Genomic DNA, 13,543 nt, shown 5'->3' on the forward strand with positions numbered 1-13,543 from the left:
CGGCGGGCCCAGTCGAATCGTCGCCGGAGGCCCGTCCGTGTCCACCACCCAGGTATGCATCGCGGGCGTTGGGTCCACGTTGCCCGCTTCATCCACCGCCCTCACCTGCAACGTGTGCGTCCCGTCCACCGGCGGAGTGACAGGCGTGAAGGGCGAGGTGCACGTCGCGAAGGGCGCCGAATCCAGGCTGCACTCGAAGCGCACCACGTCCGTGTCGTCGCTACCGAATGCGAACGGCACGTTCTGTGACGTCACCTCCGGCAACGCATCGGTGAACTCCGTGTCGGGCGCCACCAGGTCCACCGTCCACGGGTGCGTATCCTCGGGACTTTGATTCCCGGCACGGTCCACCGCGCGCACCTCCAACGTGTAGCCGTGCCCGTGCAGGAGCCCGGACAGGACATGGTTCGCCGGGCACGTCGCCCACGCGCCGTATTCCGGGTCTTCCTCGGGAGGAACCGCCACGCCCAGTCTGCACTCGAAGCGGTCCAAATCACTGGCATTCGAATCAAAACCAAACGCAGCAATGTCCAAATGAGACATGGACACCGGAGGCGCTGGATTCGTCGAGCGAATGCTCACATCCGGTGAGTCGTGGTCCACCACGAATTCAATGACGGCGGGCGTCGGGTCCTCGTTCGTCGCGGCATCGATCGCCCTCGCCTCGAACCGGTAGGTGCCGCCGGCCGCTGAGATGTCATGACTGGAAACGGACGTGCAGGGGCTGAAGGCTGGCGTGGGCTGAGAAGGCCGCGTGAGCCGGCACTGCAGCGTGCAGGGGCGGGTCGCCGCGTTATCGCATCGCTGGCCCTCTGCCTCATCTCCTTCGACGGTGAAGGTGATTTCATCGGCATTGGTCGGGAACGACAGGCTCGTAGAGGCGCGTGTATCCGGTGGGCGGGTGTCCACGGTGACAGACAAATCCGTGCTGTAACTCCCCTGCAAACCCTGGCGCTCCACGGCCGCCTTCAGCGTGTTGCTCTCCTCTTGAAGAGGGACGTTCACGGCGTATGTCCCATTCGCACCGATGACGGTGCGCACCAAGAACTCCTGCACCGAGGCCTGGCCGGGACGGTTCCGATAGATCAACAGCCCGGCCCCAGGCGCTCCGGTTCCTGTCACCAGCGGAGACGTGGTCTTCACCAGTGCGTTCGCGATGGTCAGCTCCGGCGCGGCAATCACCTCGGGCATACCGCCCACCAGGAAGGTGACCGAGCCGACGTAGGGAGGGAGCCGGATGGACGATGCAGGAGGCATCGCCCCCCGAGCCACCGGCGCCTCGCCATCGTCCGAGGTCAGCCCCGCCACGCCACTGTCGACCGAGATGGGACAGGTCGACGAAGCGCCCGCCTGAAGCAGGACACGTCCACCACCGCCGCCACCGCCCGGGCCCGCGGCGTTCACCGTCCCCGACTGCACACTATCGACATCACCTCCGTTGCCACCGTTCGCCACGATAGCGGTGGTGCTGCAGGTCTCCGTCAAGCGGACGGAGATGGAGCCACCCGCCCCACCACCGCCGCCACTGTCCGAACTCTCGGCGGCGGACGCGCCAGACGCATCGACCCGGCCACCTGACAGGCTGGCCGCGCGAAGGAAGACAATCCCGCCTCCCCGTCCACCGTTGGGAGCCGGAGCGGTCGCCGTGTGTCCCTGACCGCTGCCGCCTCCACCGCCGAACGTCAGGTGGTCGAGCGGTGAATAGCTCAGAGACGTGCCACCACGCCCGCCCATGCTCCGGCTGCCGTCCATCGACCTGCCCCCCAATCCGCCCATACCCGCGTTGCCGCCACCACCGCCGCCAGACTGTTTGCACACGCCGCCGCCGCCGCCATGGGTGAAGTTCCTGAGGCCTCGAAGGGCCCCGGCCCCGGTGTAGCGCGTGGTCGACAGCCCCTCCCCCTTCATCCCTAGCCGGAAGTCCCCGGCCCCGTCATCGGTTCGGTCACACCCCTCCGCAGGGTCGTCTTCGACTTCTTCACGCGTGAACACGCCGCCACGGAATCCGGCCGACGCGGCGCTGATGACGCCCGTGCCATTGAGTTGGATGCCCTCTTGAGCCAGGAACGCCACGACGCCGCCCGACGCGCCATCCCAAGGCAACGCCTCGATACGCGCGCCGTCCGCGACGGTGACGGAGGTGTACTGGGGAACGAGAATGACCTGTGTGGCGTCAGGAGCGTAGCTGTACTTGAGCGGCTGTGACAGCACCAGCGCCCCCGTGGTGCTGTTGAAGCCCGTAATCGTTCCCAACTCCCACCGGCCCACCGCGCTGTTCCCCAACTCGAGCGTGTCCTGCTCGAACGCCTCATCGGGGACCTCGGTCGGGGTGATGCCCGTTGTCTGGAGCACCATCACCAATCGGTCGTTGGCGAAGTTGGAGGCAGCGTTGCCCTGGCGCCGGTTGCCCAGCATCAGTTGAGGACGCCCCTCGCTCGTTGTCGTGATGGCAATCACCGGGGCGTAGGTATTGACCTGCACCTCCGTGGGCTGGTTCTGGGCGGACGGGACCGTCAAGCCATCGCTGCCCAATCCCAGGAAGAACGTGTCCGGCCCAGCCACCGCGACAATGGCGCTCAACAACACGCCCGCCGCGAGCGCCGCCTTGAGCCCCGTGCCCTTCATCAAGACGCCCCTCTTTGGATGGCCCATGGCTTAGCGACGGGGGGTGCCCGTCTTCTCCTTTTCGGGAACCACCAGCAGGAACTCCACGCGGCGGTTGTTCTCGCGGCCGTTGGAGGTCGCATTGCTATCGATGGGGCGGTCCTGGCCAAAGCCCACGGACTGCAGCCGGCCCGGCTCCACGCCCTTGGTGATGAGGTACTGACGCACCGACTCCGCGCGGCCCTGCGACAGCCGGCGGTTCGCGTCCGGGAAGCCACGGTCATCCGTGTGCGCGCCCACGACGACGGACGGAATCTCCGGGTGCTCATTGATGACCTTCGCCACCCAGTCCAACACTTCGAAGGAGCGGCTCTGCACGCGTGCCTGCGCGGGCTCGAAGAACACCTTGCCCATCACCACCAGGCGGTCCGGCCGCAGCTCCACCAGGGGAAGGACATGCAGCGGGCAGCCCAGGTTCTTCGCGTCGCCGGGCTCGTTGGCACAGCTGTCCACACGGTTGGGGACGCCGTCCTTGTCCGAATCCGACTCGGGGCAGCCATTGCGCTCCGCGGGCCCCGGCTCGCTGGGACACTCATCCTTGTCGTTGTCGATGCCGTCGCCGTCGGTGTCCCGAATCGGGCAACCGCGATTGTCCGCGGGTCCCGGGTCCGTGGGACAGCTGTCGATTTCGTCCGGGACCTCGTCCCTGTCCTCGTCGGGAGTGGGGCAGCCCTGCCGCGCCGCGGGTCCCGGCTCCAACGGGCAACCATCGAGCATGTCCTCGATGCCATCGCCGTCGGTGTCCTGCGCGGAGCAGCCGCTGCGCGCCACGTCACCCGCCACCAGGGGGCACTTGTCATCAGTGTTGCGCACGCCATCGCCGTCCTCGTCGAGGTCGGGGCACTCCACGACCTTCACCTCCGGCGGGAGTCCCATCTCGCACATGACGGACGACTCGCCCGGGCCGCGCGGCGGCGTCACCTGGCCGAAGGAACCGCCCACCATCAACCGGAACAGCGGCGTTCCCGGCGCGGAGCCCACGCCAATACCTACCAGCCCGAACACCTCCAAGGAGGAGTTGACCAGGTAGCGACCGCCCGGCAGCAGCTCCACGGAGGCGGGCTGGTTGGTCAGCGGCACCATGCCCCGCACGTTGAACTCCCACCGCGTCCGCCGCCCCGTGGTCGCGAGCGCCAGGCCCACCCGGAGCTCCTCGCCCACCTCGTCTTCGAGGTCGCCTTCCTTCTCCGTCAACAACAACCGGGGCCGCCGCGTGTACCCGACCTCCGCCCCCGCCCGGATGAAGCCGAAGTGGCGCCCCACCATCACCTTCGGCGAGAAGCGCAGCGAATCTCCATCCCGTGAGAACGCATCCCGTGAGCCCAACGGCAATCCCACGCCCAGCTCCACGGCGAGGTCCACGCCGCCATGCACTTCCTGCCGCAACAAGCCAAACCGCCCGCTCACCAGGGGCGTCGCCAGGGCCTGGCTCGCGGGCGCGGCGATGTTCCGCTCCTGCATGAGCAGGGTATCCCCACCTTGAAAGGCAACCAGCGGCACCTGGAGCCCGACCTGAAGCCAGGCCAACGGCGCATAGGCGGCGGCCAGATGCGCGGTGGCCCGATTCCCGACCACCGCCAGCTCACGGCCCGTGTCGACGAAGAGCAGCGGGTTGTGGGCGTAGTGTGCCAGGACGGTCGCGCGGTAATGTCCCTTGGGCAGGAGCTCACCGAGCCCCACGAGGAGCGAGCCTTCCGCCCCGGGGTTCAGCTCCAAGCGCTCCAGATCGAAACCGCGCTGGAGGGGCGATGCATCCTGCGCCCCGGCGGACAGGGACGTCAGCGCGAGTGCAAGCGCGAGCCCGCGGTGCAGGAGCTCTTTTCTTCTCATGGTTCTCCCCGAAGCCGTCTGGGTACCCCGGGAAGACCCGCAGTTTCAAGCCAGCCCCCCTTTTCCACTCTACACCGAAGTCCGACCTGGAATGGGGTGGCCCCAGCGTCAGCGCACGCCGGCAATGAAAATTTCGTGTCAGGCCCCCCTGGTACGCCAATTCGTGGCATGCTGCCGCACCACAAACGGGCCCAATCCTATGGACGAGGCCCCGCGCTGGGGGTCTGTGGATGATCGCGAACGCCGCCTTGAAAGCCAACCAGGCTGAGTTCGAGTTCCAGGCAGGGTCCTTCACCGCCGGGGAGCTGGCCGTCCTTGGCTTTGAAGCCGAGGAGACGCTGTCCCAGCCCTACGCGGTGGAGGTGGCACTGGCCGCCCGGCCGGACGTGGACGTGGATGAGAAGGCGCTGCTGGGTCAGGACGCCCGGCTCACCGTCATGCTCGGAGACGGCACCGCGCGCTTCTTCCACGGCATCGTGTCGCGCATGTCTCGGTGGGATGAAGGCAGCGGCCCCGAGCGTCGCCGCTACCGCGCCACCGTGGTGCCGCGGCTGTGGACGCTCCGCCACCGCCGCAAGAGCCGCATCTACCAGGAGATGACCGTCCCGGACATCGTCCACAAGGTGCTGGATGAGGCCAAGGTGGAGCACCGGCTGGCGCTCACCGGCGAGTACCCCAAGCGCGACTACTGCGTGCAGTACCGCGAGTCCGACCTCGACTTCGTGTCCCGCCTCCTGGAGGAAGAAGGCATCTTCTACTTCTTCGAGCACGGCGAGGACGCCCACATGATGGTGATTGGCGACGGCGCCTCCGCCAATCCCGCGATGCAGGGCGAATCCAAGCTCGTCTTCCGCGAGCGCAGCCAGATGGTCGCCTCGCAGGAGTACGTCCACGAACTGGTCTCCCGCATGGAGGTGCAGCCCGGCGCCGTGGCCCTGCGCGACTACAACTTCCTGCGCCCCGCCCAGGACCTGGGCACCAGCTCCGAGGCGGAGAACGGAGAGGCCGCGCTCGAAATCTACGACTACCCCGGCCGCTATGAAGAGCCCGCGCCCGGCCGCAGCCTGGCGAAGGTGCGCCTGGAGGAGCTGCGCGCTCGGGCGGAGACGGTGACGGGCGCCAGCTACAGCCGCCGAATCTGCGTGGGCCACTCCTTCGAACTGGCGGAGCACCCGGACGAAGCCGCCAACCGCAAGTACCTGCCCGTCTCCGTGCGGCACCTGGGCCACCAGTCGGAGGCGCTGAGCATCGAACAGGGCTCGCTGCGCAGCCGGGAGGACTACCGCAACGAGTTCCTCCTCCAGCCCGCGGAGGTGCCCTTCCGCCCGCCGCGCGTGACGCCCCGGCCGGTGATTCCCGGCGCGCAAACGGCCATCGTGGTGGGCCCCAGCGGCGAGGAGATCCACACCGACGAGCACGGCCGCATCAAGGTCCAGTTCCACTGGGACCGCGAGGGCAAGAACAACGACAAGAGCTCCTGCTGGATTCGCGTCAGCCAGGCCTGGGCGGGCCCGGGCTGGGGCGCCCTGTACCTGCCGCGCATCGGCCATGAGGTCGTCGTCGAGTTTCTCGAGGGCGACCCGGACCGGCCCATCGTCACCGGCAGCGTCTACAACGGGGCGAACCCGACGCCCATCGACCTGCCCGGCAACAAGACGCAGAGCACGCTGCGCTCCAGCTCCAGCCCCGGCGGCGCGGGCTCCAATGAGCTGCGCTTCGAGGACGCGGCCGGCAGCGAGCTCGTCTATCTGCACGCGCAGAAGGACTTCAACATCGTCGTGGAGAACGACAAGACGCAGGAGGTCCGCGGCAACGAGACGTTGCTGGTGCGCAAGGACCGCTCCCGCGTCGTCGAGGGCAACCAGGCCCTGCTGGTGAAGAAGAACGACGACAGCACCGTCACCGGCAACCAGACGCTGGCCGTCACGCAGAACCGCTCCACCACCGTGGGCGGCAACCACACCGAAGCGGTGGCCGGGGACCAGTCCATCAGCGTCAGCGGCAACCAGGCCCTCACGGTGGCCATGGCCTCCGCGGAGACGGTGGCCCTGGGGAAGATGCTCAACGTGGGCGGCGCGCTCGCCGTCACCGTGGGCGCCGCCTTCAACGAACTGGTGGGCGGCCTCAAGTCCGAACAGGTGGGCGGCGCCAAGGTGGAGGTCGTCGGCGCCAAGAAGTCCGAGACGGTCAAGGGCGCCCGCACGCTCCAGGTGGGCGGGGACCTCTCCGAAGAGGTGGGTAAGTCCCGCACGCTCAAGGTAGACAAGGACATGCTGGTCAGCGTGGCCGGCAAGGTGAACCACGCCGCCAAGGACGCCTACACACTGTCCGCCAAGGAAATCTCACTGGTTGCCCAGGAGCAGTTCACCCTCAAGGTCGGCTCCGCCACGCTCCAGGTGAAGAAGAACGGGGACGTGGTCATCAAGGGCGCCAAGATCGAGGTCACCGCGTCGGGCGACGTCGTCATCAAGGGCTCCAAGATTTCCGAGAACTAGGAGCAAACAGGGAACCGCCATCTGGGGGGTGGCTTGAATCCTGTCCGTCCTGTCTGGCAGTTTACGCTTCGCACGGAAGTTGTAAGGACCCGTGCGCTCTTTCAAGGAATGCGAATCTTGGCGCTAGGACACACAGGCGCCGGTCGGGTGAAGCGTGCCGGCCGGAACCTTCGGTGGGGTGTGGTCATCGCGCTCGCGGCCGCCTTGAGCGGGAGCGCGGGCTGCGTAAAGCGTGTGCCCCAGGCGTGTGAGACGCCGCCGCCGTTCCAGGTGGTGGTGGATGCGTCGGAGCAGCTCAATCCTGACGCGCGCGGGCGCTCGCTGCCCACCGTGGTGCAGATCGTCCAGCTCAAGGACAGCGTCCGGCTGGAGCGCGCGGGCTTCAAGGACATGTGGGGCAAGCCGGAGGAGTTCCTCAAGGAGGACCTGCTCCAGGTGGCCGAGCTGGTGATTCCGCCCGGCCGCCAGGTGAAGCGCTGGGTGCAGCGTGATCCCAAGGCCCGCTTCGTCCTGGCCATGGGGCACTTCCGGCAGCCGCTGGGCTATTCGTGGCGGACGGTGGCGGCGCTCCCCGTGGTGGAGGAAGCGCGCTGCGTGGAGCGCCCCGCGGGTGACCAGGGCGACCCGAAGCCGGGAGACGAGGTCTTCCGCTACCGGCTGCAAGGCTATCAGATTGACCTGATGTTCCGGCCCATGACGCAGGCGCCGGAGCCTCGACTCCAACCCCAAGCAGGCGACGGCGTGTCGCCGCGGAGAGGTGTATGAAGTCCGTGCAGCGAGTCGTGTGGTCGGAGGGCATGTTCATGAGCCCCCACCACCTCCAGCAGCAGGACCTCTACCACGAGCAACTGCTGGATCAGCGGCTGGCCTCGCTCGAACCGTATCCCTGGGGCGTCGTGGCCCTGGAGTTCGACATGGAGGCGCTGCGCGCCGGCCAGGTGCAGCTGACCCACTTCACCGGCATCCTCCCCGACGGGCTGCCGGTCTCCTTCGAGTCCGGAGATGCGGAGGCGCCGCCCGCGAGGCCCGCGGATGGCTACTTCCCGCCCGCCCAGCGCACCCTGGACGTGTACCTGGGCGTGCCGCGCGAACGCAGCGGCGTGGAGAGCTTCGGCAGCGGGGAGCGGCTGGGCAGCAGCCCGCGCTACACGCCCGCTTCCCGCCCCGTCAGTGATTTGACGGCCTCCACCTCCATCTCGCAGGTGGCCTTCGGTCAGCGCAACGTGCGGCTGCTGTTCGGCACCGAGCCGCGCGACGACTTCGAGTCCATCAAGCTGTGCGAGCTGTCCCGCGACCGCTCCGGCAACCTGACGCTGGTGGAGTCCTTCATCCCGCCGTGCCTGCGCATCGACGCGTCCCCGTTCATCATGAACGAGCTGCGGACGATGTTGCGGCTGCTGGTGTCCAAGCAGCGGCAGCTGTCCTCGCGGCGGCGGCACCGGGACGCCTCGGCGCTGGAGTTCACCGCGGGCGACGTGACGCTCTTCCTGGAGCTCAACGCGCTCAACGGCACCATCCCCTTCCTCCAGCACGCGCTGGACGCGGGCAACCTGCGGCCCAGGGACTTGTACCTGGCGCTGGCGCAGTGCGCGGGGCAATTGTGCACCTTCTCCGTCAGCGCGGACCCGTCCACGCTGCCCACCTTCCAGTTCACCAACCTGCGCGCCACCTTCGAGGAGCTGTTCCGCCGCCTCTCCGAGCTGATGCGCTCGGTGGCGTTGGAGCAGTGCCTGTCGGTGGACCTGACAGCGGGCGCAGACGGCATGTTCCGCGGCCGGCTGGAGGACGACCGGCTGGAGCGCTGCGGCCACTTCATCCTCGCGGTGCGCAGCGAGCTGCCGGAGCGGGTGGTGGCCGAGCAGCTTCCCAAGCTGTCGAAGGTGGCCGCCTGGGAGGACATCCGCGCGCTGGTGCAGGCCGCCGCGCCCGGCGTGCCGCTGGCGGTGACGTACCGGCCGCCGCCCGAAGTCCCCGTACAGCCGGGCACCGTCTACTTCAGCCTCTCCATGAATGACGGCTACTGGAGGAACGTGATGCGGGACCGCAACCTCGCCATCTACCTCCCGCAGCCGTTCGACGCGAGCCGAACGACCGTGGAACTGCTCGCGGTTCCCACCGCCAATCGCTGACGCCCCGAGCCGCCCATGGACCGAGTCACCGAAGCCACGAAGGATTGTTTCGACGCCGCCATCCAGCTGCGCGGCTCCGAAGCCTCTGCGGTGCCCCCGCCCGAGACGCTGCACCACCGCCTGCGCGGCGTGGTGGACGAAACGCTGCGCCGCGCCGCCGTGCTGGGCTTCAGCCATCAGGATGCCCAGGACATGGCCTACGCGCTGGTGGCGCTCATCGACGAGGTCGTCCTGGGCCGCCCGGAGGAGTACCGACAGCTCTGGATGCCCCTCCAGCTCCACTACTTCAACGAGAACGTCGCCGGCGACGGCTTCTTCGCGCGCCTCAACACCGTGCGAAAGGACCCGCACCGGCACGAGGTGCTGCAGGTCTACTACCTGTGCATGCTCTTCGGCTTCCAGGGCCGCTACCGCATCCGCGGCGGCGAGCTGGAGCTGATGACGCTCATCGACACGGTGCAGAAGGACCTGGAGCGCGCGCGGCCCTTCGACTTCGACGTGCTGTCGCCGCACGGGGACCGGCCCACCGAATCGCTGCTCTCCAAGCGCAAGAAGGCGTCAATGGTGGGCATCTCCGCCGGGGCGCTCGCGGTGGCCGTCCTGTTCTACGGCGTGCTGCAGTTCTTCCTCAACGACAAGGTCGGTGAGCTGAGAAGCCGCATCGAGGTCCACGCGGCCCGCAACACGGCGACGAGCGCCAGCCAGACGCAGGCAGCGGGAGGGGCGCAGTGATGGCGTACCTGTTACCGCTGTTGGGCATCGGCGCGCCGATGTTCGCCCTGATGACCTACCTGGGCCTCTCCATGCAGCAGGCGGCCATCGTCGCCGCGCTCGCGGGCCTGCTGGCCGCCGGCGTGGTGTGGCTGGTCAAGCGCATCCGCGCGCGCGCCGCCGCCAAGAAGCTGGAGGGCGCACTGGCGGCGCAGGCGGATGAGCAGGCCACCACCGTGCGGCCGGACCTGCAGCCTGAAATCAAGGCCATGCAGTCGGAGTTCACCAAGGCGGTGGAGGCGCTGAAGGCCTCCAAGCTGGCGCGCGGCGGCAAGGACGCGCTGGCGGTGCTGCCCTGGTACCTCATCGTCGGTCCTCCGGGCGCCGGCAAGAGCACCGCGCTGCGCAACTCCGGGCTGAAGTTCCCGTATCTCTCCGCGCGCGGCGGCGTGCGCGGCGTGGGCGGCACGCGCAACTGCGACTGGTGGCTGACCAACGAGGCCGTCCTGCTGGACACGGCCGGCCGCTACACCAGCGCCGAGGAGGACCGGCCGGAGTGGCTGGCCTTCCTGGACACGGTGGCGAAGCACCGCCCCAGCCGTCCCATCAACGGCCTCATCGTGGCCATCAGCGTCAGCGAACTGCTGAACGCGGACCCGCAGGCCGTGGGGGAGATGGGGCAGACCATCCGCGAGCGCCTGGATGAAATCACGACCCGGCTGAAGATGCTGGTGCCGGTGTACGTGATGATCACCAAGTGCGACCTGCTGCCCGGTTTCGTGGAGATGTTCTCCGACCTGTCGCGCGTGGAGCGCGGGCAGATCTGGGGCTTCACCGTGCCACTGGAGCAGCAGCGCGAGGCGAGCACGGACCTGTTCCGCGAGCGCTTCGACCAGATGCTCTCCGTGCTGGAGCAGCGCTCGCTGCGCCGGCTGGGCCAGGAGCGCCGGCTGGAGACGCGCGAGAAGATCTACGGCTTCCCGCAGAAGTTCGACGCGCTCCGGAAGAACCTGGCGGAGTTCCTCCAGCCGCTCTTCCTGGAGAACGTGTTCCAGGACACGCCCGTCTTCCGCGGCCTGTACTTCAACAGCGGCACGCAGGAGCTGCGCCCGGTGGACAAGGTGTCCCCGTCCGCGGCGGAAATGTTCGGCAGCACCAACGGCCGGGCGCAGACGGATGGCGCCACGGACGGCCGCAGCTACTTCCTCTGGGACGTCTTCACCAAGGTGATGTTCCAGGACCAGCAGGTGGCGGTGCGCAGCTCGCTGGAGGAGGCGCGGGTGCGCCGCCAGCGGATGATATTGGCCAGCGCGGCCTCCGCCGCCACGGTGCTGCTGCTGTCGCTGCCCACGGTGTCCTTCTTCAAGAACCGCAACATGGCGGAGGCCGTCACCGAGGCCATCACCAGTGTGAATCTGGACCCACGCGACGACATCCGGCGCGTCGAGGACCTGATTCCGCTGCGAAACCGGCTCCAGGAGTTGACGGAGTACGAGGAAGGCAGCGCGCCCGTGTTCATGCGCTTCGGCCTCTACCAGGGCCAGAAGCTGCTGCCGCAGGCGCGCCAGTTCTACAACGCGGCGCTGCGCCGGGTGCTGCTCGGCAAGCAGTTCGAGCTCATCCAGCAGCGCCTGGACAGCTTCGGGAAGAACCCCGACCTGCTGACGGTGCGCAGCGACGAGGACTACAGCAAGCACTTCGACGCGTACCGCCAGTACTTCGACGACTTGAAGATGTACCTGCTGGTGACGACGCCCCGCGACCCGCGCGAGCCGGAGCTGGACGAACTGCAGCGCAAGTGGCTCCAGGACGAAATCGTCAAGCACTGGAAGCGCGTGCGGGGCGACGCGGTGGACGAGCGGGCGGTGGCGAACCACGCGGAGACGTTCCTGCTGATGCTCGCCAACGAGCAGATGCTCCCCGAGGAGCAGAAGCCGGCGCGCGAGCAGCGCATCGCCTTCGGCCGCGTCACCGGCGTGGTGCAGTCGGCGCGCCGCTCGCTCAACAACGTGCCCCTGGTGCGGCTGGAGCTGGCGCAACTGGTGGCCAACATGAGCGGCGCGTACCCGGACGTGACGCTGGAGCAGCTCGTGGGCTCGGTGCCGCAGATGAGCGCCTCCTCGCGCGTGCGGGGCGCCTTCACGCGCAAGGCCTACGACGACGTCATCCGCGAGCGGCTGGACCTGGCCTTCCAGGACCAGCAGTCGTGGGTGCTGGACCGCGATGAGAAGGTGGACACGGTGAGCTCGCGGCGCGAGCTGCGCACCCGCTACTTCGAGGCCTACACCCAGGAGTGGAAGGACTTCCTCGGCTCCATCCGCGTGCAGGCACCGGAGAACCTGACGCAGATGGAGAGCCTGCTGACGAACCTGACGCGCGGCAAGCCCAAGCCCTACGGGCGGCTGTTCCGCGCGCTCACGTACAACGTGGTGCTCGACAAGCGCGACGCCAAGGCGGCGGAGGCCGACACGGGCTTCCTGGCCAAGGCGGGGAAGCTGTTCGGCTCGGAGCCCGGGAAGGACGTGCCGCAGAAACGCGAGCTGCTGAACGCCAACTCACCTTCCGGCGCCCAGGAAGTCACGGCCCGCGACCTGGAGCGCGAGTTCGCCTCGCTCATCCGCTTCGCCACGGAGACCTCCAAGACGGAGGACGGCGAGGAGTCCCTGACGGCGCTGGATTCGTACGAGGACCAGCTGGCCACCGTCCAGACGACGCTGCTGGCGGTGAAGGACAAGCCGGCCGAGTCCGGCCTGCTGCTGGACAAGATTGAGTCCACCCGCAACAACGTGGAGATGATGGTCCGCAAGCAGACGGACAACGTCGCCATCTTCGAGCGGCTGCTGCTGCCGCCGTTCCAGGAGATGCGCTCGGTGGTGTTCGTGGGCGTGGCCTGCAACAAGAGCAAGCTGTGGCAGGACCAGGTGGTGATGGCGTGGAGCAGCGCCTTCAAGGGCAAGTATCCGTTCGACCGCGCGTCGCAGGCGGACGCGCCGCTGCCCGAGGTCGCGGAGTTCCTGCGCCCCGAAGGCGGCCTGGTGCGCAAGTTCGTCAAGGAGCAGCTCCTGGAGGACGTGGTGGCCACCGGACGCCGGTGGGAGTTCACCTCGTCGGGCGGGGTCATGTACCGGCCGGATCTGCTCGGCTTCCTGGAGAAGACGGGCGCGCTCTCCACCACGCTCTTCCCCGGCGGCGACACGGTGGACCCGCTGGTCCGCTTCCAGGTGCGCCTGCGCCCGGGCGTCTCCGCGGACGGCATGGCGTCGCAGATTTCATCCATCACCCTGACGCTCGACGGTACGGACGAGACGTACCGCAACGGCCCGGACACGGTGTGGAAGCCGATGATCTGGCCCGGTCAGGCAGGCAAGCTCGGCGCTCGCATCACCGTGCAGAGCGCGGATGGCTCCACGGAGACGACGCTGGAGGCCGAGGGTGACTGGGGCCTGTTCCGCCTGCTGGAGCGCGTCAAGCGCATCGAGCCCAGCGCGGACGGCCGCTACTTCACCGCGACGTGGGAAATCGAGGAGATGAATGGCGCGCTGGTCTCCATCGACTTCCGTCCGGAGCGCACCGCCAACCCGTTCTTCGGGATGTCGGGCAACACGTCCAAGCTGCTGGCCATCTTCCGGGACCCGGGGTTGCAGCCACCGACGAGCATCGCGCGCAAGGGCGAGTGCGCGCCGCAGGCCATCGCGGCGGATGGGGTTCACTGAC

At 68.2% G+C, this 13,543-nt stretch carries 6 protein-coding genes and 1 pseudogene; 5 read left to right on the forward strand and 2 right to left on the reverse strand.

The genetic code is table 11. From position 1 onward, the window contains the following. A pseudogene (locus tag F8M74_RS32240) lies at positions 1–2,628 on the reverse strand (hypothetical protein); the annotation flags it as partial. 27 nt (positions 2,629–2,655) lie between these two features. Next, positions 2,656–4,494, reverse strand: coding sequence for an OmpA family protein (locus F8M74_RS32245; RefSeq protein ID WP_140793654.1), 1,839 nt, complete (start codon positions 4,492–4,494; stop codon positions 2,656–2,658). Positions 4,495–4,724: 230 nt separating this feature from the next. Between F8M74_RS32245 and tssI the strand changes: the two genes are divergently transcribed. From tssI to tssM, 5 genes are all read left to right on the forward strand, one after another. Then, a complete protein-coding gene (gene tssI, locus F8M74_RS32250) occupies positions 4,725–6,989 on the forward strand; it encodes a type VI secretion system tip protein TssI/VgrG (protein WP_141257183.1) in 2,265 nt (754 codons plus the stop codon). A 147-nt stretch (positions 6,990–7,136) separates the two neighbouring features. Next, the gene (gene tssJ / locus F8M74_RS32255) at positions 7,137–7,754 is read left to right on the forward strand and encodes a type VI secretion system lipoprotein TssJ (RefSeq protein WP_140799204.1); all 618 of its coding nucleotides are present in this window, start codon (positions 7,137–7,139) and stop codon (positions 7,752–7,754) included. After that, positions 7,751–9,118, forward strand: a complete 1,368-nt coding sequence (gene tssK, locus F8M74_RS32260; protein WP_140799206.1) for a type VI secretion system baseplate subunit TssK — start codon at positions 7,751–7,753, stop codon at positions 9,116–9,118. Before tssJ ends, tssK begins: the two co-directional genes overlap by 4 nt. Before the next feature lie 15 nt (positions 9,119–9,133). Then, on the forward strand, positions 9,134–9,850 hold the full coding sequence (locus tag F8M74_RS32265) for a DotU family type IV/VI secretion system protein (RefSeq protein ID WP_090493012.1): 717 nt from the start codon (positions 9,134–9,136) through the stop codon (positions 9,848–9,850). Then, positions 9,850–13,542 carry a type VI secretion system membrane subunit TssM gene (tssM, locus tag F8M74_RS32270; protein WP_216619765.1) on the forward strand — a complete coding sequence of 1,231 codons (3,693 nt, stop codon included), beginning with the start codon at positions 9,850–9,852 and terminating at the stop codon, positions 13,540–13,542. Before F8M74_RS32265 ends, tssM begins: the two co-directional genes overlap by 1 nt. Position 13,543: the final 1 nt, after the last annotated feature.

Source organism: Myxococcus sp. CA023, from assembly GCF_010998615.1.
GTDB lineage: Bacteria > Myxococcota > Myxococcia > Myxococcales > Myxococcaceae > Myxococcus.

Coding starts and splice junctions, on each gene's coding strand:
- F8M74_RS32245 (WP_140793654.1), bottom strand. CDS start 4,494: ATGAGAAGAAAAGAGCTCCTGCACCGCGGGCTCGCGCTTGCACTCGCG.
- tssI (WP_141257183.1), top strand. CDS start 4,725: ATGATCGCGAACGCCGCCTTGAAAGCCAACCAGGCTGAGTTCGAGTTC.
- tssK (WP_140799206.1), top strand. CDS start 7,751: ATGAAGTCCGTGCAGCGAGTCGTGTGGTCGGAGGGCATGTTCATGAGC.
- F8M74_RS32265 (WP_090493012.1), top strand. CDS start 9,134: ATGGACCGAGTCACCGAAGCCACGAAGGATTGTTTCGACGCCGCCATC.
- tssM (WP_216619765.1), top strand. CDS start 9,850: ATGGCGTACCTGTTACCGCTGTTGGGCATCGGCGCGCCGATGTTCGCC.